Source organism: Rhodococcoides corynebacterioides NBRC 14404 (assembly GCF_001894765.1).
GTDB lineage: Bacteria > Actinomycetota > Actinomycetes > Mycobacteriales > Mycobacteriaceae > Rhodococcoides > Rhodococcoides corynebacterioides.
Genome location: NZ_BCWV01000001.1, coordinates 173,501 through 193,882, shown reverse-complemented (window position 1 = coordinate 193,882; position 20,382 = coordinate 173,501). Strand labels below are relative to the sequence as shown.

Sequence of the window (20,382 nt, the reverse complement as noted above, 5' to 3'; positions counted from 1 at the left end):
CAACAGCGTAGAAACTGGGAAGGCGCCACCCTCGTCGACCCTGCCTGGGACACGACACCAAATCTCGCAGCAAAAACGGGACGCGGCCCCAGATTGGTGCCGCCCGATTCGCGCGACCTTTGCCTCGCGTCTACCATCCAGCGAGACACGCTCCCAGACCCCGCCCACCAGGCCCATCCAAGACGTGCCCCCAGAGTCGGAGAACAGGATGCTACCAGCGATATCGATAATTACCGCAGCCTTCAACGCAGAAGCGACAATTGCTGACTGCATTCAATCAATAATCGACCAGGAATTTCAAAATTGGGAACTGATCGTAGTAGATGACGCTTCTACCGACGGAACCCTCTCTCTCGCACGAGCTTTTGCGGACAAAGACACACGAATACGTGTCATATCCCTCCCGAGCAACCGCGGTTCCGGCTTTTGTCGTAACCTCGCAATCGAGAGCGCGCGCGCGCCCTTGCTCGCGGTGGCAGATGCAGACGACCGCTCTAAGCCAGGCCGATTGCGGTTACAGTACGAATTCCTACAGGACAATCCGAGCTTCACCGCAGTCGCCAGCCAACTAGAGGAGTTCGGCGATTGGGGTGGCCCATCGACGAGTTCGTGGCCGACGTCAACTTTAGAAATTGAAAATCGGCAGCGCCGGAACGCAATGCCGCTACCACATCCCTCCTGCATGCTCCGCACAGACAGGGTGCGTGAAGTCGGGGGTTACGACGTTCACTGTAAGAGGTCGCAAGATTACGCACTCTTCCTGAAGCTGCGGCGGGATCGACTGGCATGTCTAAATACGGTCCTCGTTTCGTATCGAACTCAAAGACCACTAAGTATTAAATACGCGATTTGGAGTGGTCGGTTCGCTTCGCTTGCGCGGAAACGGGTGTTGAAGGGAGCGTGCGATATTCGACCAGCACGGTTCCCTCAATCAACACTAGCCGACGCACGTTCTATTGCGCAGTGGGGTCGCCGCCGAATGAACGAGCGCGGCATCTCCGATACGGAGACCGTGAAGTTGACTGCCGGTGCAGTTTCTCGGTATCGATAGCACCACTCACCCGCTGGAAGCTCGCACGCGCCGCAGCAAGACCCGGCAGACGCCCTGCGTCACACGAAAGAAGTTGCTTCGGATCACGTCGGAGTCACGCGCGACGTGACTCCGCTACCCTTCGATCGGGGCGCCACCTACACGGCGCCGAATCTGCAGACACGGCAAATACACGCAACTAGTTGGCCTTTGGGAGTATGATGAGCATTGAACACGCGCATGACGGTCAGAGCCAGTCCAACGTCGCCGTCGTAGCGCGTGTGAACTTCCAGATAACGGACTTGGCGTCCGCAGTCGGTGAGGTGCTGACGCTAGCAAGAGAGCGAACACCCAAAGCAGTCAGACTTTCGAACGCATACTGCGTGGCGCTGGCGCAACAAAGAACCGAATACAGAGACGTACTGAACGGGCCAGGATTGACCCTGCCCGACGGGTCGCCTGTTGTCTGGTTCATGAATGCCGGCACCGGGCGGCGGGACTCTTCGCGTGTCAGGGGGCCCTCCTTGTTTACACACAGCTTGGATCGGGGTCGTCAATTTGGAGTTTCGCATTTCTTCGTGGGCACGACCGATGGCACTCTCAACCGACTGGTGGCAGAATCCCGCGCTCGTTTTCCGGGAATCCGAATAGCGGGAACCTTTTCGCCCCCGTTCGGAGCGGTGGACGACAAAGTTGTAGAGGAGACGGCCGCGCGGGTGAAGGCTTCGAATGCAGACATCGTGTGGGTAGCGCTCGGAACCCCGAAACAGGATTTCTTCACTGCTGCTCTTGTAGACGCCGTCGGCAGACCGGCGGTAGGCGTTGGCGCTGCCTTTGACTTCCTAGCGGGCACTGCTCGTGAAGCTCCGACCTGGATGCAGAACTGGCATCTCGAGTGGTTTTTCCGGTTCGTCAGTGAGCCAAGGCGGTTGTGGCGACGTTACCTAATCGGAAACGTTCATTTTCTGTGGGCCGCCTATCTGTATGCGAAGCGTTCGGCGCGATGAGGATAGCACTGGTCCACAGTTTCTACTCGACCGCACAACCTAGCGGTGAAAATATCGCCGTGAACGACCAAGCTCGAGCATTGACGGAAGCCGGCCACGACGTTCGGACAGTAGCGCGACGTTCACCCGATACAAATCCATCCATTATCTATAAAGCTGGTGCAGCGATCAGCGCTGCCGGCGCGTGGGGTCCCGATCCGACCAAAGAACTATCCGAGTTCAACCCAGACATTGTGCACGTGCATAACCTTTTTCCGAATTGGGGACATCAGTGGATCTCGAAGTGGGGACATAAAACGGTAGCCACGTTGCACAACTATCGTTCAGTGTGTGCAGCCTCTACCTTGTGGCGCGACGGCCATGATTGCGACGAGTGCCTCGAACACGGAACAATTCGCGCCGTTCGCCACCGATGCTACCGCGATTCCAGGCTTGCGACCCTGCCTCTCGCAATCGCATCGCGCAGCAACGGAGCCCATTCTAAAACTGTGCATTCAGTAGCCGGAATAGTAGTGCTGAATCCTCATGCCGAGCAGCTATTTGGACAGCTCAGCCCCCTGACACCGGTGAGATGCATCCCCAATTTCGGCCGGACGCAACCTGCCAACGACCTGAGCCGGACAAACTTCGTTTTCGCAGGTCGCCTGACACGAGAGAAAGGCGTTCAGACTCTGATCGATGAATGGCCTAATGAGATACCGCTCCACATAGCGGGAAGTGGGCCGTTAGAGGATGCCGTGCAGCGCCGCGCCAACTTGGACCCAAACTTCGTCTTTCGCGGATCACTGCCAAGACATCAAGTGCTCGATTTACTTCGGTCGGCTAAAGCTTTGGTGATGCCAAGCCTCTGGAGGGAAGGAATACCCACAGTCGCCATCGAGGCGCTGTCCGTCGGTACGCCGATTATTCTTACGCAAAATGTCGCAGCCGCCCCGCTGCTCACATCCCTACAGTCTGGCTGGGTCATGCGCCGCGCCGACAACGCAAACTACAAACAAGCGGCACTCTCTTCCGGCATCAATTCTCCTAGCGCCACCAGCGGTGCTGTTGAACTCTTCCGACGGCGGTTCACCCCAGACGTGTGGCTATCCGCGATACAGAACTTCTACGAGACTGTGCTTGAAGTCCGATAAGCATGCTCAGTGCCGCGTAGTAGATGCGTCGCAACCGTGCTGTCGTCCGAACGGATGACTTTTGGCCTCACTACCCACGACCAGGCTGAAAGCCATCGCTGTGCAGGTAGGCTCGTCCGAGCACGGCTGATCGCCCTGCAACGGCAAGCTCGCAAGGTGGGTAGCGTTGGTTCGCGTTTCAGTCATTATGGCCGCGTGGAACTCGGAACTGACGGTGGCTGATGCCATTGAGTCGGTATTGGCCCAGACGCTGACTGACTGGGAACTGATTGTGGTCTCAGATGGCTCGACTGATGGTACGGATAGGACGGTTGCCTCCTACGCGGCCAATGACGCCCGGATCAAGCATATTCGAACGGCCGGCCAGAACGGTGCTGCCGCTTCTCGCAACCTCGGGTTACGAGAAGCAAGGGCCCCGTACGCAGCGATCCTAGATTCAGACGATGTCGCCCTCCCGACGCGACTCGAACGGCAAGTCGAGCTCCTCGATGGACGACCCGAGGTCGGCGCAACATCTAGCCAACTGCTCGAGTTCGGCCGGTGGGGCGGTCCAGTTCTCTCGTACTGGCCCTGCGATGCAAGCGGTATCCGTAGACGGCAATCCAAGCATGAGATGCCGATCCCCCATCCTTCGGTCACCTTTCGTAGATCGCTCGTCCTGGCCGTCGGCGGGTACGACGAACGTCTCAAACGCGCTGAAGATTACGGCTTGCTGCTCAAATTCAGCGGACTCCCAGTCGTTCTCCATTGCTCGCCTGACCCACTCGTGATGTATCGCACAACAAGGCCGGTCGAGTACGGCTACGTTCTTCGCGAGGGCCAGTGGGCGCAGCTAGCGCGTCAAATTCTCGCTGGTCGAGACAACAATCACCTGGAACTCCGGTCAACAACGCGCGTGCTCACAGACATCCGGTCGACGCTGCGCTGGCTGCGGAGGTCGATGCGCGAGTCCTATCGAAAACCACGTTCGAACGGCTGAGTTGTCATCAGCTAGCTTCCGCGATGGGCGCACCCGCGGCGTACCGATCGCGCCGCCCAAAGCGCTTGCTGGCAACTCCGTGGGCCGGTTCGCTCGGTCAGAAGAGTCGGATGCCATGTGAGATGATTTCGGTATGGCGTCGCTGTAGCGGCGGTGGTCAAAGTACTCTGCCTCGGACCGCTAGTCCGCGAAGGACGTGAAGGGTGTGCTGATGGACATTGCCTCGTCTGCTGGCCAGGCCGGCCTCGACAAGAATCGGACGCGTGTAAGCGTGGTCACCATCTCGTACAACGACGCTGACGGCCTCCGTCGAACAGCTGCAAGTGTTGAGGGACAGTTAGGTGAGTTTGAGTTGGAGCACCTAATTGTCGATGGGGGGAGTCGAAACTTCGAATGCCCGCCCCTTCCGGACAAAGACTTGTTCACCCGGCGATTCTTGTCTGAACCGGACCAGGGCCGCTATGACGCGATGAACAAAGGGATCCGCATGGCAACCGGGGACCTGGTTTGGTTCATGCACTCAAGCGACGTGTTTACTAACGACACTGCGCTCGCCACGACTCTGAAGCACTTGACCGATCCCCCCGCGCAATGGGGATACGGTCTGGCACGGCTTTTCGATCCGCGCGGCCAGTTTCACGGGGCTTTTGGAAGCGCACCGTTCAATCTTGCCAGGTTCTCGCTCGGCGGGAAGTCGATTCCCCATCAGGCTGCCTTTTTCGGTAAGAACGTCTTGGCGTCGGCCGGCGACTACGATCTCGCCCACGGCCTGGGCGCCGACCAACTGTTCATGATGAAATGCGCAACGATCACGCCGCCAATAGTTGTCCCGCATTTTCTCTGCGACTTCGACATAACAGGCGCGGGCACGGAACGTCCCCAGAGGCACCACTATAAAGATATGCAGGCCGCGCGTAGAGCGCTAGGACTACAGGTCGGACCGAAATTTCTGGATAGTACCGCCACCGCTTGCCTCACAGGTATTGCTGTTCTAAAAGACCTGGCGAGCAGGCAGATTCGGGCGCGGCAATGACGGCTACAAACGTTGACTACTGGCCCACCAGGAAGAGCGTATTTCCGTTTATCCGGCGGGATATCAGGGCAAACCGCCGTAACCCGCGGATACAGATCGCGCTTTTTTTGTTCCGAGTAACGCAGTTCCTTATGGCCGATCGTGATTCCCCAAAGAAACGCGCATATCCGATGATAGTCGCGTACCGCATCTACACCGAAGTGCTTCTGTCAATCGAGCTACGCCCAAAGACCGTGTGCGGACCTGGGTTGAGCATTCATCACGGGTTCGGGTTGGTAGTGAACGACGGATGTGTCATCGGCGCGGACGTCGTACTCCGGCAGAGTACTACCCTTGGGCACGCATACCCCGGTGGGCCGTGCCCGGTGCTAGAAGACGGCGCAGAGCTGGGCGCCAATGTTGTAGTCATCGGCGGGCTTACCATCGGAGCAGGTTCTACAGTCGGTGCGGGTAGCGTGGTCACCAAATCAGTACCTCCCGCCCATATCGCATACGGAAACCCAGCAGCGGTGAAGCCGCGCAAGAGTTGAACGTGGACAACATGGGCGTGGTCAAGCCTTCGCCTCGTGCGAAGGTCGCGGCAGTCGTTAAGTCTCGATTCGCGAAAGTCGGGGCATACCGGTCTATAAGCCTCGTGTTGGGTGCAGCATCCGGAACCCTGTCCGCGTTTGTTATTGTGGAGAAATTTGGAGCATCTGGTTTTGCCATCTTTGCTCTGCTAAGTGCGTTGCTAACAATGCTGCCATTTGCAGACCTTGGCTTGGGAGTAGCCGTACTCAATGCGTCCTCGGATTGCAGTGCAGGTCGCATCAGCAACCATGCGTTCGAGAAATCCTTCAGCAGTGTGCGGGCCCTGTTGACAAAAATTGCACTTACACTAATTGCAGCCGACCTCGCGGTCGCAGTCACCATTGGCTGGCCATCTGTTCTCGGCCTTCCGCAGGACCCTGCGACTAATGTGGCGTGCGGGGCAGTCCTCGCTTTACTTGCAGTATCAATTCCGCTCGGAACAGGCGCACGTGCGCTGCAAGGCTCAGGCAAGATGCATTTAGTCACAAAAGTCGCGATTTTGAACCCGCTTCTTCAAATAGCTTGCGTGATCCCAGTTGCCCTTATTGCGACGTCAGCTTCCCAGTTAGCTGTACTTCCCGCCGTTGCGTTCCTACTGGTCGCTTTACTCACGGACCGACTTGGAAGGCGACAAGCAGGCGGGCGTCTCAAATTCTTCTGTTTCTCGGGGGCATCGGGGTTCCACGTGAAGGCAGTAGTCGGTCAGTCAGCATCGTTTCTGGTGATATCGATTGGACTAACGGTCGGGCTGCAATTTCAGCGAATATTGGTTTCCCATCTTTCCACAGCGTCCGCGCTAGCTGAATACTCTCTGATAATGCAGTACCTTCTGCCAACCATGTCCGTAATTGGTGTTATAGCTCAGGCGCTATGGCCCACGTACCGGAGTCGCATTGGCTACATGGGAGAAGGCGACCTGGGAAGGCACGTATTGATATTCGGACTTCTCGGCTTTTTCGGCGGCGCCCTGCTGGTAGTTTCTGTGACAGTAGTAAGCCGCTGGCTGCTTTCAGGAGCGGTCGCGGTGTCGCTTGGTACCTGTTTATGCGCCGTTCCTTACTTGATCGCGTTCGCATTGCATCAACCGAGCGCCATGCTGCTGACTAGCAAAGGCGGCCTACTCGGACAAGCCGTTCTTGTAACAGTAATGGCAGGTTTATCAGTAGGACTGACCCTGGCCCTCGTGCCACGATACGGAGTCGGGGGCGCATTGGTCGCGTTGAGCCTGTCGATCTTTTTGGCCCAGCTGTGGCCAACGTTCTTGGCGGCTCGAAGGTATATTCGTTTAAGTCGTCTAAACACGGAGGTATTTGCGGTGAACGTCGGAAACAAAGAAGCGTGACGGCCTGGGCCACTCTGCGCGTGGCCCGCCGCGGTCGACTAGGCTACCGAACAAGCACCTCAACTCGTCCAGGGGCGTAACCGACAGGATCAACGATGAGTAGTCCAGTAGTGAATCCACAAACCCCGGTGAGCGTAGTCCGAGGGTTTCAGTGGTACTTCGCTGCGCTCCTGGCGCTGACGGTGCCAGTCCGGCTACCTGGGTTCGAGTCGGTCACTATAGGGGCTGCGATTGGTGTAGCCTGCGCGCCAGTAGCCCTTTCCGCTGCATCCCGGAACGCCCTTTTCAGATTGATTTTGGCGGTTGCGGGCATAGCTTTAACTTCGGGTTTTTTCTCTTCCTCGGCCGTGGTGATTCTACTCCCCCCCGCCGGAACACTCCAGGCACTTATCGAAGCTACACAAATCATATCTATGGTGATTTGTGCTGGTGTGTTTCTTTTCTGCTCATCAACGGTTGGTGTTTGAGCAGCGGCGGCGGTGTCTGGCCTAGGCATACTAGTCGACACTTCCGTAACGCGTCCGAATCTGGATTTGGAGGCGTTCTGGAAATATGGCGGGGGAGGAGGCGTTATCATCCTGCTCTTGGCGTCGGACTTGTATCGGCGACCACTGGTGCAGGTCGCAGTAGCGGTGTCCCTGCCCTTTGTGTCCGCACTTTTGGTTACCCGGTATCTATTCGGAACTATATGTTTGTCGGCTGCCCTGACCGTTGCCGCCAAAGGTTCGAGGAATCGGAATATTTCTGTCGGACGCGTTGTTGTTTTCTCTACCGCAGCCGCAGTTGGGGTCTTCATCCTGTTACGCTTGCTGACGGCGTTAAATCTTTCTGGATTCTTTGGTTCGACCATTGCCGCGCGTCAAGAAATCCAGCAGGAGCAGAGCGGAATATTCGGCGGCCGGGTTGAATGGGGAGCTTTCATCGAGCTATTGAAAACGAGTCCATCTGGTTACGGTTTCTCGCAAATTCCGACCAGTTCCGATATGGAAGCTGGTAAAGAAGGGATGCGTGCAATCGGATCCGTCGCTGGGGGGACTAGCGTCGACGACGTGATGTTCGGAGGTCGCATTGAACTCCACTCGATAGCATGGGATCTGTGGGTCGCAATGGGTATCGTCGGCCTCGCGTTGGCGGCAGTATTCCTGATACTCCTCGTTCGTACCCTAGTTGCGCTGTCGATAGCGAGCCCCCTTATCCGATCAGCTTTGCCAATGTATGTCACATTTCAGGGCATTTGGAATCTATTTTCTCTCCTATTCGCGCAAATTATTATCATTTCGGGATTTCGATCGGCCTCGCGCTCCTGGTTTGGCGCCATCCAGCATGCGTCGGTCGTTCCCGTACCTCGCCCACTTCGCTTCACCTGCGTCGACCTCGGATCAGGGAGCATCACAGTCGAAGACTAACCGTCGACATGCAAGCACGAGACGCTTCGCTGAACTGAAGCAGGGCACCGCAGGTTCAGAAGACGTACAGCGCTGATGCCTGCGAGTGATCGCAGGATCCCGTCCGCCTGTCCCCAACAGAGTGCCTCACGCCGTGCCGCCAATAACACGGCCATTGCTCCCACATTGACCGGGCGAACAGAAATCCTGCCATAGCCACGAGGCGAGTCAGATGGCGTGCAGGTCTGGAGAACAGACAAGATGGCGCACTAAGTTTCGAACCTCGAGGGAAGGGTAGGTAGGGGCCAACGCACCGATATTCGGAGGTCGGCATTACCAATTCAGCACTCATCACCGGCATCACCGGTCAGGACGGCATGTACCTGGCCGAACTACTCCACGACAAGGGCTATGACGTCTTCGGGCTCGTCGCCGGCCAGAACAACCCCCGCGTCGAGAAACTGCAGGTCACGCACCCGTACGTGGAGCTGATCAGCGGCAATCTTCTCGACTTGGTGAGCCTCATGCGTGCGGTGGCTAAGGGCCAGCCGGACGAGGTCTACAACCTCGGCGCTCTGTCCTTCGTGGCGTCGTCGTGGCAGAACGCTCGCCTCACCAGCGACGTCACGGGCGGCGGCGTCCTCAACCTGCTCGAGGCCATCCACTTCTATCAGGACAGCTCCGGCAAGCAGGTCCGCTTCTACCAGGCGTCCAGCTCCGAGATGTTCGGCAAGGCCCAGCAGGTGCCGCAGGCCGAGACCACGCACTTCTGGCCCCGCTCCCCCTACGGCGTCGCCAAGGTCTACGCGCACTACATGACCATCAACTTCCGCGAGTCCTACGGAATGCACGCCAGCAGCGGCATCCTGTTCAACCACGAGTCGCCCCGGCGTGGGACCGAGTTCGTCACCCGCAAAATCTCGCAGTCCGTCGCCCGCATCAAGCTCGGCCTGCAACCCACGGTGGAGCTCGGCAACCTGGACGCGCGTCGCGACTGGGGCTTCGCCGGCGACTACGTCCGGGCCATGTGGCTGATGCTTCAGCAGGACGAGGCCGACGACTACGTCATCTCCTCCGGACAGACGCACTCCATTCGCGACGTCCTCGACGTCGCGTTCGACGAGGTCGGGCTCACCGACTGGGAGCAGTACGTCGAGATCAACCCGGCCTACGTCCGGCCGGCCGAGGTCATGCAGTTGGTCGGTGACTCGTCCAAGGCTCGTCGCACGCTCGGGTGGGAGCCACAGGTGGGCTTCGACGAGATGGTGCGCATGATGGTGCGTCACGACGTCGACGAGCAGTCCAAGCGCGCCGCCGGACTGGCGTCGTAACCTCCAACCCCCGCCCGCTCTCGCGCGTTGCGCTCACTCGCGTGACGTCCACCCTGCCAGGACCGGCCGGTAGGTATTGTGACCGAGTACGAACGTCCCGCCGCGAGAGGTCCCACGTGCTCGACACCGCGCTCCGCCTGTTCGTCCCGGAGGGCTACCGCCTCCGCGTGTTTCGAAAACTGGTCGAGTCCGGGCGAGTGGAGGTGGGGGCACACACGTACGGGATCCCGGAAGTCCGCCTGTTCGAGCACGACGACACCCGCATCAGGATCGGTCGCTACTGCTCCATCGCCGAGGACGTCCGATTGATCGCGGGTGGAAATCATCCGACCGACCGACTTTCCACCTTCCCGGTCCGGATGCGTCGAGGCCTCCCCGGTGCAGGGTCGGACGGGCACCCCTCGTCGAAGGGCGACATCATCGTCGAACACGACGTGTGGATCGCCACCGGGGTGACCATCGTGTCCGGTGTGACGGTCGGCACCGGCGCCGTGGTCGGCGCAGGGAGTGTGGTCACGCGGGATGTTGCTCCGTACACCATCGTGGCCGGCAACCCGGCTCGGCTGGTTCGACCGAGACTGGACCCCGACGTTGCACAGGAGATGCTCGACATCGCCTGGTGGAACTGGCCGGACGCGGACGTCGAACGGTTCGCCGACGAGCTCGTCGCGAAAGACACACGCGCAGCGTTGATTTCGTTGCGCCGGCACGCCGCCTCACTGTCGTCCTAGTCTCCACCCGCCCGAGGCAGTCGGGCACCGTAACCCCTACCCCACCAACCCCCGCCCGTTCTCCCGCACCACGTCCCGCGCCCAGTCGTCACCGAGCCCGAGTTCCATGACGGCCCGGAGGGCGTCGGCGTAGGGGTACGGAATGTTGGGGAAGTCGCTGCCGAACAGGATGCGCTTCTGCAGGTCCAGCAGCCGCGGCCGCAAATCCACCGGGAAGGGCGCGAGCCGCTCGCTGAACGCGGTGAAGACCATGGTGGTGTCCAGCCGCACGCTCTCGTACCGGTCGGCGAGGTCCAGGAACTGCGCGTACTCCGGCATGCCCATATGCGCGATCACCAACGGCAGGCGCGGGAAGCGGCGCATCAGCGCGTCGACGGGGTCGGGACCGGTGAAGCGACCCGGCTCGGGACCGGACCCGCAATGGATCACCACCGGGACGTCGGCGTCCTGGATCGCGCCCCACACCTCGTCGAGAAGTGGGTCGTGGACGTCGTAATCCCCCACCTGCACATGGCATTTGAAGATGCCCACGCAGTCGTCGATCGCCGTCCGGACGTACGACGCCGCCTCGGCCTCCGGATAGAACGTGCCGGTGCGGACGCAATCCGGCGTCCGATCCGCGAACTCCCCCGCCCACCCGTTGAGCCACTGCGCCATCCCCGGCTTGTGGGGGTAGAGCAGGGAGGTGAACCGCTCGACGCCGTAGGCGCGGAGCCGCTGGGTCCGCGCGTCCTCCTCGGTGCGGTACTCGATGGGCCACGGCTGACCCAGCCGCGGCTCGACCGCGTCGAAGTAGCCCCACACCTTGGCCAGCACGTTGTGCGGCATGAAGTGGGTGTGGATGTCCACCATCGAGTCCAGCCCCAGGTCGGCGAGGAGCGCGCGGACGCGGGCGACGTCGTGATCGAGTTCGGGCACGCCCTCACTATGGCACCGCGACAGGACCAACCCCGGGGGTGCTCGGATGACCTCGGAGGAGTAGAGACATATGCATGAAAGCAACGTTCATGTACGCAGCCGGCGACGTCCGCGTCGAGACCGTGCCCGACCCGCAGATCCTCGAGCCGACCGACGCCATCGTCCGCGTGGTCCGCGCGTGCGTGTGCGGCTCCGACCTGCACCCCTACCACTCGCTGAAGCCCCGCAGCGAGGGTCGGCCCATGGGCCACGAGCTGATCGGCGTGATCGAGGACCTCGGCGCCGAGGTGACCGGACTGCGCAAAGGCGACTTCGTCATCACCCCGTTCACGTACTCCGACAACACCTGCGTCTTCTGCCGCGAAGGGCTGCACACCTCGTGCGTCCACGGCGGCGGCTGGGGCAGCGCCGAGACCGGCGGACTGCAGGCCGAGTACGCGCGCATTCCGCAGGCGTCGGGAACGTTGGTGGCGGTGCCGGGCGTCGACGAGCACTCGGACCTGCTCCCCTCGCTGCTCACGCTGTCCGACGTCTACCTCACCGGCTACCACGCCGCCGTCATGGGCCGCGTCGAGCAGGGCAAGACCGTCACGGTGATCGGCGACGGCGCGGTGGGCCTCTCGGCGGTGTTGGCCTCCCGGCAGCTCGGCGCCGAGCGCATCATCCTGATGGGCCGGCACACCTCCCGGACCGACCTCGGCCGCGAGTTCGGCGCCACCGACGTGGTGGCCGAGCGCGGCGACGAGGGCATCGAGAAGGTCAAGGAACTCACCGGCGGGGAGGGCAGCCACGTGGTGCTCGAGGCCGTCGGGCACATGCCGGCGTACGAGCAGGCCTACGGCATCGTCCGTCCCGGCGGCGTCATCTCGCGCGTGGGTGTGCCGCAGTACCAGGACGCACCCGTGGGGTGGGCCTCGCTGTTCGGCCACAACGTGACGCTGACGGGCGGCGTCGCTCCCGTCCGCGCCTACCTCGAGCAGGCCATCCCGCAGGTGCTCGACGGCACCATCACGCCGGGCAAGGTGTTCGACCGGTCCGTGCGCATCGACGACGTCCCGGACGCGTATCGCGCCATGGACGACCGTGAGGCCCTGAAGGTGATGATCGACTTCGGATGATTCGTCCATTCCGGGCCAATCCCCCGTGTCGTTCGTTCGAAGGACGACGGTTCCGCTGTTCTTGCGCCCGAAACCGGGATACGGAACACTCCCGGTATGGCGAAGAGGACCTCCACCGTTCGTGACCCCCGGAAACCGCGACCGCTCGAGGCTGCGCTGCTCGGTATGAGCGGCGTTATCCTCACTGGCCTGCTCGCGCTCTGCGCCGCCAAGGGCCTGCTCTGACTACACGCGCGTGAGCAGGGTGTTCTCGGTCTTGGACTCGAACCAGACCAGCTCGAGGTAGGCGCCGGCGCGATCGGTCTCGGACCGCTCGTCGGCCCGGCGGATGGCGAGGCCCATCTTGGCGCCCACGACGACGGCCCCGACGGTCCACACCGCGAGAACGGCCACCGCGACGATCAGCCACATCATGTGATCCATTCGACACAGCCTTCGTAATGGATGGTGCCGGGGTTCAGGCTCGACGCGGCCGGCCCCCCACGACATCACCGCTGGACGTCGAACACCTGCTTCTGAATGCCGTTCGAGTAGACCTCGTGCTCCACCAGCGTCAGTTTCTGCATGTCCTTGTCCGCCTCGCTGAACAGCCGTCGACCCGCGCCCAGCAGCACCGGGAAGACCAAGAGGTGGTACCGATCCACCAGGCCCGCGTCGGCGAGCGACTTCCCCAGCGTCGCGCTGCCGTGCACCGCAATGGGCCCGCCCTCGCTCTCCTTGAGCGCGGCCACGTCGTCGACGGACCGCAGCACGGTGGCCGGCCACCGCTCGTCGTCACGCTCGAGAGTCGTCGACACCACGTACCGCGGCATCGCGTTGTACTCCGCGAAGTCGTCCATCGTCGGCCAGATCGGCGCGAACGCCTCGTACGACGTGCGACCCAGCAGCAACGCCGTCGTCTCCGACTGCTCACGGCCCTTGATCTCGTACGCCGCCTCGTCGAACTCGACGGCCTGGAACGTCCAGCCCGAGTTGCGGTAGCCGGGCTCCCCGCCCGGTCCCTCCATCACTCCGTCGACGGACACGAACGCGGTGACGATCAACTGGCGCATGGCTTCTCCTCCGATGTGGGACCGATACCTCTTCCGACTCGCGTCGGCGCGAAAACTCACCGCGGCGAGCGTCAGGGCGCGGCGAACCCGGCCTTCTCCAACACCGCGCGACCCTCGGGTCCGGTGAGCAGATCCTCGAAAGCCCGTGCCGCCGCGGCGTTCCGCGACTCCCCCAGAACCGCGACGGGGTAGGTGTTGACGGCCTGCGCCGACTCCGGGAACGCGACGGTCTCGACGCTGTCCCCCGCCCCGGACGCATCGGTGACGTAGACCAGACCCGCGTCCGCCTCGCCCGCGACGACCTTGCCCAGCACGTCGGTGACGGCCGATTCCTCGCTGACCGGGGTGATGTCGACCCCCGTGGCCGACTCGAGCTTCGCCGTGGCGGATCCGCACGGAACCTGCGGCGCGCAGACGACGACCTTGGCGCCGGGTGTCGCGAGATCGGCGAACGAGGTGATGCCCGCCGGGTTGTCCGGCGGAGTGACGATGGTGAGGGTGTTCGTGGCGAAGTTCGTCGGTTCACCGGCGATCAACCCGGCGTCGATCGCCTTCGTCATGTTCGCGGTGTCCGCGGAGGCGAACACGTCCCCCGGCGCCCCCTGCGTCAGCTGGGTGACCAGATCCGACGACCCCGCGAACGTGAAGGTGACCGTCGTGCCGGGATGCGCGGCCTCGAACTGCGACCCGAGCTCGGTGAACGTCGCCTTCAGCGACGCGGCCGCGAACACCGTGATCTCCCCTGTGATCGCGCCGTCCGCGCTTCCGGTGGTGGGGGCGTCGTCCGTGGTCGACGACGAACAGCCCGCAAGCACGAGGGACGCGGCGGACAACGACGCGGCGGCGACGCGGAAGGTGGTGGTCACGGCAGAGGCACCCTTCTGGACGGAGCGGGTTCTCCCGCCGTCGGTGACGATACGGGTGCCCGCCTTTCCGCACGACGCCGTCCGCGCCGACCGGAACGACGGGGTGAATCGGACCCCGCATCCGCTGCGGGGTCTGGTAAACGTTTTGCCGTCCGAATATGCTTGCGTCAACGAATCTGTCATCACTTGTTGGATGTCACCCGGGGTCGGGCCGGGGGGCCCGACGATGGAGCGTGGAATCGATGTTGCGCACCCCGGCACCCGTGCCGACTCGCGATCGGATCGCCCGATCGTCGCGTCGTGCCGTCGTGATGCTCATCGTCGTCGTGGGATCCGCCGGGACCTTCGTCGCCCTGTCCGGCGAACTCCGACCCGGCGCACTCTGGCTGGTGGGCGTGGTGTCGGCCACCACCGTGCCCGTCGCGATCGCCTGGCGGCGGTGGCCACGACGGTGGAGCGCGCTGGCCCCGCTCTTCATCCTGTACTCGGACATCGGTATCACCACCGTGCTGCTCAGCTTCGAGTCGTCGTGGGACGCCCTGCCCGGCGCCGTGCTGCTCATCCTGGTGTCGCTCTACGGGGTGGTGTTCACCACCAGCCGGGTCCTGCGCGCGCACATCACGTTCAGTGTGGTGGTCATCCTCGTCCTGGCCGTCATGGCCGCCGGCGAGGCCGACCCCATGCTGCTCGCCGCCCGCACCGTCATCATTCTGGGCGCCGGCACCACCCCGTTCCTGGTGCAGCTCTACGTCGCGTACCTGCGCGACCAGGTGTCCACCTCCCGCCGTGACACCACGACCGGACTTCTGAACCGCCGTGGCCTCGAAGCCGCCATCGGGCAGGTCCAACACCTGCGCACCGCCGACCTGTCCATGGGACTCGCGCTGATTCACGTCGCCCTCGAGGACGTCGACGCCCGACACGGCCGCACCACCTCCAAGGAGGTGGTCGCCGAACTCACCGCCGCCCTGCGCGAGAGCGCTCCGGGCGCGCTGATCGCCCGCATCCGGCACGCCGAATTCGTGTGCGTCCTGCTCGGCGGCGCCGACAGCGTGAGCGCCGACCTCGACTCCCTGCGTGACGACGTCGAATCCCTCCGCCTGCGCAGCGCGTCCACCCCGCTGACGTGCACGACGTCCCGCGCGCACCTCGGCGACGGCGCCTCGCGGCTGGTGGTGCTGGGCCGACTCATCGCGTCGGCCTCGCTGGCGCGGTACTCCGGCACGCTCGAAGGCGACGAACGACGCCCCGAGCACGACCACATCGTCGACCTCCTCGCCGACGGCGGCCCGACCATCGTGTTCCAACCCGTCGTCCGCGTGGCCGACGGAACCGTGGCCGGGTACGAGGCCCTCTCCCGCTTCCCCGCCGGCCACGGCACCCCGCAGACCTGGTTCGCCGACGCCGCCGCGGCCGGTCTGCAGACCCCCCTCGAGCTGGCGGCCGTGCAGCGCGCCGTGCTCGCCTCCCACCACCTCGAGCCGGACGCGTTCCTCGCCATCAACGTCTCCGCCGGCACCATCATGGCGGCGGACCTCACTCGGCTGCTGCTGCCCCTGGCCACGCAGCGGCGGGTGATCGTCGAGATCACCGAACACGACCTGGTGCGCGACTACCACCAGCTCACCCTCGCCCTCGACGACCTGCGCGCCGCGGGCCTGTCCATCTCCGTCGACGACGTCGGCGCCGGCCATTCGGGCCTACGTCAGCTGGTCGAGATCAAGCCGGACGTGGTCAAGCTCGACGCCTCCATCGTCCGCGGCCTCGACCACGACTGCATGCGCCGCGCCGCCGCGAAGGCCCTCACCTCTTTCGCAGTCGACATCGGCGTGGAGTGCATCTACGAGGGCATCGAGACCGAGGACGAGTTGACCGCCGCCCGCGCCCTCGGCGCGGCCCTCGTCCAGGGCTTCCTCCTCGGCCGGCCCACCGCCGTCCCCCTGTCCGTCGGACACACCGCCTGACCCGCACCTACGCTGACCGTCGTGACCTCCCGAGTGGCCGCGCAGTACGACGCCATCGCCCACGACTACGCCGCCGCCTTCTCCACTCTCGCGCCGTTCGATCGCGGAGTGCTCGCGTCGTTCGCCCGCTCGGTGACCGCGGCCGGCGGCCGGACGGTGCTCGACGTGGGCTGCGGCCCGGGCACCGCGGCCCGGGAGCTGGCTGCTGCCGGGCTCTCTTCGGTGGGGCTCGACCGGTCGGCGGCGATGGTGCGGCTGGCGTCGCTGGAGCGCGCGGTGATCGGGGATCTGGAAGCGCTGCCCGTGCGGGACGGAGCCGTGGACGCCGTCTGCGCCTGGTACTCGCTGGTGCACACCCCGACGGTCGAGCTGCCCGCCGTGCTCACCGAGTTCCGCCGGGTGCTGCGCGACGACGGGTGGCTGCTCCTGGCGTTCCAGACCGCCGCCCCGACGCTCGAAGTGCGCGAGGCGTGGGGGCACGAGGTGTCGCTGGACTTCCTCCGCCACGACGTCGACGAGGTGCAGGAGATGCTCATGGACTGCGGGTACGTGCTGCACCGGGACGCCCTGCGCTCCGCCGACAAGCGGGCCGGGGAGAGCGCGGCGCAGGCGTTCGTGGTGGCGCGGTCGCGGGATCACCTGGAGCTGCGGCCGGGGCGGGGGTGTTGAGCGGGCGGTTCGGCTGAATCGTGGAGTCTGCGCCCCGCTTTCCGGGGCCCGGGTTCCACGATTCACCGATCAAGTGCCCGTCGCACCTCCGCGATCACCCGGTCCGGCTCCGCCACCAGGCGGTGGTAGGTGAACCGGAGGACCGTCCACCCGTCGTTGACCAGCGCGTTCTGACGCACCGCGTCGTGCGCCGCGCGCTGAGGTGTGCGGTGATAGGCCCAGCCGTCGATCTCGATGGCCACCCGGTGCCGAGGGAACGCCACATCGAGCACGTACCCGCACGCCCTGACCGCCGTCGCCCACCCGCGCAGACCCGAACGCCGCAGCTCGCGGAGAAAGATCCGTTCTGCCTCGGACTCGCCGCCGCTCGCGGCCTGGCGCAGCATCCACTCCGCGGTGGGAGCCCCGGTGCGCCCCCGGTTGCGATCGTGCGCGTCCTGCACCATCGGCAGAGTCACCCGCGTCTGCAGCTGGCGGTCGAGAAACGTCGTGCCGTCGCCTGCGCGCCTCGTTTCCAGGATGGTCGCTGTCTCCACCACCGTCAGCGGTAGCGTCGTCAGGCGCAGCCCGCGGTGAACCCGCAGGTCGTACGCGTCGAGATCCCGGCGGCGAACCACCACACCCGGGCTGTCGTAGCGACGCCGACACGGAACCGTCACCCACGTCAGGGGCAGCGGACGGTCCAGAAGCCCGAACCACCAGGCGGCGCTGGGCCCCGTGGCGGCCGCGTCCGTTCCGGCGCAATGGACGGCGACACGGAGGGCCATCGCGTCCGTCCGCGGCTGACCGGCCGGCATGTAGATCCCCCGGCCGAGACGGGTCCACCGGCCACTGGCGACCCGCCGCTCCAGAGCACTGGACGACAGGCCGGCGGCCATGGCCTGCGCCCTCGTGATGACGCCGTCGTGTCGGGCTGCGATCGCTGAGCACGGGTCCACGGGGGTTTGGACGTCGCAGCGGCTCGGATGGCTCCCGGCCCCGGATCGTGAACTCTGGACCCCGGTTGCCGGGGCTTGGATTCCACGATTCGCCCTACCGCGCCGCCACCAGGCGAGGGGCGCTGCGCAGCCCGCGACCCCACCGTTGACCGCGCAGCAGGATCGCGGCGAAGGCGGGGACGCCCACGAGCGCGGTGACCACCCCCACGGGGATCTCCTGCGGGCCGAAGATGCTGCGCGCCAGCGTGTCCGCCCACACCATGAACACCGCACCCATCGCCATGGTGGTGGGGAGCAGGCGGCTGTGCCGGGGCCCCACCAGCAACCGCGCGGCGTGCGGGAGGACCAGCCCGACGAAGCCGATGGCCCCCGCCGCGGCGACGATGGTGGCCGTCATCAGCGCGGTCACCCCGAGCAGGATCACCTTCAGCCGCAGGATGGGAACGCCGAGGGCGGTGGCGGTGTCGGACCCCAGGGTCATCGCGTCGAGGGAGGGCGCCGCGATCACGCACACCACCATTCCGACGCCCACGGCCCCGGCGCAGGCCCACACGTCGGCCCAGTCCGCGCCGGCGAGGGAGCCGAGCAACCAGAACAGCACTCCCCTGGTCTGCTCCGCGTCCGCCGAGGACAGCACGATGAACGACGTGAGTGCCGAGAACAGTTGCGTCCCGGCCACTCCCGCGAGGATGACCGGCCCGGTGCCGCCGCCCGCACCCGTCGCGAGCATCATCACCAGCACGAAGGACACCAGCGCCCCGACGAAGGCGCCGGACGACAGGGACAGCACCCCCGCGCCGATCCCCAGCACCGCTACGGTGACCGCACCCGTCGAGGCCCCGGACGAGATGCCGAGGACGAACGGGTCCGCCAGCCGGTTGCGCAGCATCGACTGCATCACCGCGCCGCACAGGGCCAGGCCCGTTCCGCACAGGGCCGCGAGAACCGCACGGGGCAAGCGCATCTCCCACACGATGCCGTCCTGGATGCGGCTCACCTCGGCGGCCGGACCCCCGAGGTGAGCGACGACGACGGCCACCACGTCGGCCGTGGTGAGGTTCGCCGGGCCCACCGTGATCGACACCGCGATCGACGCAAGGACGGCCCCCAGCACGCCGAGCACGACTGCGGCGCGCTTCACCTCGTGCCCCACTCCTTCAGTGCCGCTGCCACTTTCTCGATCCCGTCCACGGTGCGGATCGACGGGTTCAGATCCGCCCCGTTGACGACGACGTAGCGACGGTCGATCACCGCCCGCATCCGGCTGGTGACGGGGTTGGCTTCGAGAAACGCGATCTTGCTCTCCAGCGCGTCTCCGTCGATGGTGCGGCGGGACAGGTCGGCCAGGACCAGGACGTCGGGATTGCGGTCGGCGACGGCCTCCCACCCGATCTGGGGCCACTCGTCGGTGGTGTCGGCGAAGACGTTCCGTGCCCCCACCGCCGACGAGATGATGCCCGACGCCCCGCAGCACCCCGCCATGTACGGGGCGGCGACGTCGGAGAACCAGTAGGCGACGGTCGGATCACCGGGCGGGACGCCGTCCGCGGCGCGCTGCGCACGCTCGGTGAGGTCGGCGACCAGCTGCTCGCCGCGCTCCCGGACGTCGAAGATCGCGGCCAGGTCGCGGATCTCCCGGTACACCGTCTCGAGGCGCAGCGGCTCGGCGCGGGCGCCGTCGGCGTTGACGCTCGTGGCCGCCATGCCGACGCAGTCCGTCGGCGACAGGTAGGTGGGAATGCCGAACTGCTCGAACCGGTCTCGATCCGCCACCCCGCCCGGGCCGAGCGTGCCACCGAAGGAGGCGCTGACGAAATCGGGGTCGGCGTCGGACACCACCTCGAGCGACGGCTTGTCGTCGGCGAGGCGGGGAACACGGGCGTTGTCCTCCGCGAGGTTCTCGCGGACGGGGTCCGTCCACGTGGCGGTGCCCACCAGACGGTCCGCCAGCCCGAGGGACAACAGGATCTCGGTGGAGCCCTGGTTGAGCGACACCGCGCGCTGGGGCGGAGCGTCGACAGTGACCGTGCGTCCGCAGTTCTCGAGCGTGAGGGGGAAGCCGGGCACCGCCGATTCGGTGGTGTCCGAGGCGGCGGTGGAGCAGCCCGCGGCCAGCAGAATGGCCGCCGCGAGGGCAGCGGTGAGTGCGATGGTTCGTGACATGTTCGGTTGTGCCGTCCTGCTACGGGCCCGTGCGCGGAGCCCCGAGGGTGGTGTCGGCCGGCGAGCGATCGGACTTCGGACCCGTCGGACGGGTCCGTCACCGTTGCGCGCCAGTTCCGGATTTTCACCGGATTCCCTCGCCGGACGACGTGT

At 64.5% G+C, this 20,382-nt stretch carries 20 protein-coding genes and 1 riboswitch; of the genes, 13 read left to right on the top strand and 7 right to left on the bottom strand.

All coding sequences use genetic code 11. The features are described from left to right. Positions 1-208: 208 nt before the first annotated feature. The 10 genes from RC2_RS19360 (at position 209) to RC2_RS19255 (ending at position 10,541) form a co-directional block, all read left to right on the top strand. On the top strand, positions 209-1,051 hold the full coding sequence (locus tag RC2_RS19360; protein WP_072680910.1) for a glycosyltransferase family 2 protein: 843 nt from the start codon (positions 209-211) through the stop codon (positions 1,049-1,051). A gap of 197 nt (positions 1,052-1,248) precedes the next feature. After that, positions 1,249-2,037 (top strand): WecB/TagA/CpsF family glycosyltransferase, encoded by a 789-nt coding sequence (locus RC2_RS00935; protein WP_346243065.1) that lies wholly within the window; start codon positions 1,249-1,251, stop codon positions 2,035-2,037. 59 nt (positions 2,038-2,096) lie between these two features. Continuing rightward, positions 2,097-3,170: a glycosyltransferase gene (locus tag RC2_RS00930; RefSeq protein ID WP_169818410.1), complete on the top strand. Its 1,074-nt coding sequence runs from the start codon at positions 2,097-2,099 to the stop codon at positions 3,168-3,170. A 166-nt stretch (positions 3,171-3,336) separates the two neighbouring features. Next, positions 3,337-4,149: a glycosyltransferase family 2 protein gene (locus RC2_RS19355; RefSeq protein WP_282955893.1), complete on the top strand. Its 813-nt coding sequence runs from the start codon at positions 3,337-3,339 to the stop codon at positions 4,147-4,149. A 196-nt stretch (positions 4,150-4,345) separates the two neighbouring features. Further along, a complete protein-coding gene (locus RC2_RS00920; RefSeq protein WP_139277215.1) occupies positions 4,346-5,182 on the top strand; it encodes a glycosyltransferase in 837 nt (278 codons plus the stop codon). Next, positions 5,179-5,712 (top strand): serine acetyltransferase, encoded by a 534-nt coding sequence (locus RC2_RS19350; RefSeq protein WP_082895701.1) that lies wholly within the window; start codon positions 5,179-5,181, stop codon positions 5,710-5,712. The genes RC2_RS00920 and RC2_RS19350 overlap by 4 nt, the downstream gene beginning before the upstream one ends. A gap of 2 nt (positions 5,713-5,714) precedes the next feature. Beyond that, positions 5,715-7,094 carry a lipopolysaccharide biosynthesis protein gene (locus RC2_RS18535; protein ID WP_139277214.1) on the top strand — a complete coding sequence of 460 codons (1,380 nt, stop codon included), beginning with the start codon at positions 5,715-5,717 and terminating at the stop codon, positions 7,092-7,094. A gap of 584 nt (positions 7,095-7,678) precedes the next feature. Beyond that, entirely contained in the window at positions 7,679-8,500 is an 822-nt protein-coding gene (locus RC2_RS18530; RefSeq protein WP_139277213.1) for a hypothetical protein, read from the top strand. Between the two features lie 311 nt (positions 8,501-8,811). Beyond that, positions 8,812-9,810 (top strand): GDP-mannose 4,6-dehydratase, encoded by a 999-nt coding sequence (locus RC2_RS00910; RefSeq protein WP_068151781.1) that lies wholly within the window; start codon positions 8,812-8,814, stop codon positions 9,808-9,810. A 116-nt stretch (positions 9,811-9,926) separates the two neighbouring features. Next, the gene (locus tag RC2_RS19255; protein ID WP_068151779.1) at positions 9,927-10,541 is read left to right on the top strand and encodes a CatB-related O-acetyltransferase; all 615 of its coding nucleotides are present in this window, start codon (positions 9,927-9,929) and stop codon (positions 10,539-10,541) included. A gap of 36 nt (positions 10,542-10,577) precedes the next feature. Here RC2_RS19255 and RC2_RS00900 read toward each other — a convergent pair whose 3' ends face one another. Then, entirely contained in the window at positions 10,578-11,459 is an 882-nt protein-coding gene (locus RC2_RS00900) for an amidohydrolase family protein (protein WP_068153426.1), read from the bottom strand. 74 nt (positions 11,460-11,533) lie between these two features. Between RC2_RS00900 and RC2_RS00895 the strand changes: the two genes are divergently transcribed. Then, positions 11,534-12,577, top strand: a complete 1,044-nt coding sequence (locus RC2_RS00895; protein WP_211266837.1) for a zinc-dependent alcohol dehydrogenase family protein — start codon at positions 11,534-11,536, stop codon at positions 12,575-12,577. A 225-nt stretch (positions 12,578-12,802) separates the two neighbouring features. Here RC2_RS00895 and RC2_RS00890 read toward each other — a convergent pair whose 3' ends face one another. The 3 genes from RC2_RS00890 to modA form a co-directional block, all read right to left on the bottom strand. Next, a complete protein-coding gene (locus tag RC2_RS00890) occupies positions 12,803-13,000 on the bottom strand; it encodes a hypothetical protein (RefSeq protein WP_068153418.1) in 198 nt (65 codons plus the stop codon). A 65-nt stretch (positions 13,001-13,065) separates the two neighbouring features. Then, entirely contained in the window at positions 13,066-13,629 is a 564-nt protein-coding gene (locus RC2_RS00885) for a dihydrofolate reductase family protein (RefSeq protein ID WP_068153415.1), read from the bottom strand. A gap of 71 nt (positions 13,630-13,700) precedes the next feature. Beyond that, entirely contained in the window at positions 13,701-14,495 is a 795-nt protein-coding gene (gene modA / locus RC2_RS00880; RefSeq protein WP_068153412.1) for a molybdate ABC transporter substrate-binding protein, read from the bottom strand. Positions 14,496-14,737: 242 nt separating this feature from the next. Here modA and RC2_RS19250 point away from each other — a divergent pair, with 242 nt between their 5' ends. Then, positions 14,738-16,459 carry an EAL domain-containing protein gene (locus RC2_RS19250; protein ID WP_139277212.1) on the top strand — a complete coding sequence of 574 codons (1,722 nt, stop codon included), beginning with the start codon at positions 14,738-14,740 and terminating at the stop codon, positions 16,457-16,459. A gap of 21 nt (positions 16,460-16,480) precedes the next feature. Then, a complete protein-coding gene (locus RC2_RS00870; protein WP_169818426.1) occupies positions 16,481-17,128 on the top strand; it encodes a class I SAM-dependent methyltransferase in 648 nt (215 codons plus the stop codon). 62 nt (positions 17,129-17,190) lie between these two features. On the opposite strand, the gene RC2_RS00865 is transcribed toward RC2_RS00870, so the two are convergent. The 3 genes from RC2_RS00865 to RC2_RS00855 all read right to left on the bottom strand — a co-directional run bounded on the left by RC2_RS00865 (position 17,191) and on the right by RC2_RS00855 (position 20,229). Next, the gene (locus RC2_RS00865; protein ID WP_068153404.1) at positions 17,191-18,066 is read right to left on the bottom strand and encodes a type IV toxin-antitoxin system AbiEi family antitoxin domain-containing protein; all 876 of its coding nucleotides are present in this window, start codon (positions 18,064-18,066) and stop codon (positions 17,191-17,193) included. Between the two features lie 94 nt (positions 18,067-18,160). Further along, positions 18,161-19,207 carry a FecCD family ABC transporter permease gene (locus tag RC2_RS00860; RefSeq protein ID WP_245810898.1) on the bottom strand — a complete coding sequence of 349 codons (1,047 nt, stop codon included), beginning with the start codon at positions 19,205-19,207 and terminating at the stop codon, positions 18,161-18,163. After that, the gene (locus tag RC2_RS00855) at positions 19,204-20,229 is read right to left on the bottom strand and encodes an ABC transporter substrate-binding protein (protein WP_068153396.1); all 1,026 of its coding nucleotides are present in this window, start codon (positions 20,227-20,229) and stop codon (positions 19,204-19,206) included. The genes RC2_RS00860 and RC2_RS00855 overlap by 4 nt, the downstream gene beginning before the upstream one ends. 52 nt (positions 20,230-20,281) lie before the next feature. Beyond that, positions 20,282-20,378: riboswitch (adenosylcobalamin (AdoCbl) riboswitch) on the bottom strand. Positions 20,379-20,382: the final 4 nt, after the last annotated feature.

Bases quoted from the DNA above. Each gene is read 5' to 3' on its own strand.
- RC2_RS00895 (WP_211266837.1), top strand. From the start codon at position 11,534: ATGAAAGCAACGTTCATGTACGCAGCCGGCGACGTCCGCGTCGAGACC.
- RC2_RS19350 (WP_082895701.1), top strand. From the start codon at position 5,179: ATGACGGCTACAAACGTTGACTACTGGCCCACCAGGAAGAGCGTATTT.
- RC2_RS00935 (WP_346243065.1), top strand. From the start codon at position 1,249: ATGATGAGCATTGAACACGCGCATGACGGTCAGAGCCAGTCCAACGTC.
- RC2_RS00890 (WP_068153418.1), bottom strand. From the start codon at position 13,000: ATGGATCACATGATGTGGCTGATCGTCGCGGTGGCCGTTCTCGCGGTG.
- RC2_RS19250 (WP_139277212.1), top strand. From the start codon at position 14,738: ATGTTGCGCACCCCGGCACCCGTGCCGACTCGCGATCGGATCGCCCGA.
- RC2_RS00885 (WP_068153415.1), bottom strand. From the start codon at position 13,629: ATGCGCCAGTTGATCGTCACCGCGTTCGTGTCCGTCGACGGAGTGATG.
- RC2_RS00855 (WP_068153396.1), bottom strand. From the start codon at position 20,229: ATGTCACGAACCATCGCACTCACCGCTGCCCTCGCGGCGGCCATTCTG.
- RC2_RS19360 (WP_072680910.1), top strand. From the start codon at position 209: ATGCTACCAGCGATATCGATAATTACCGCAGCCTTCAACGCAGAAGCG.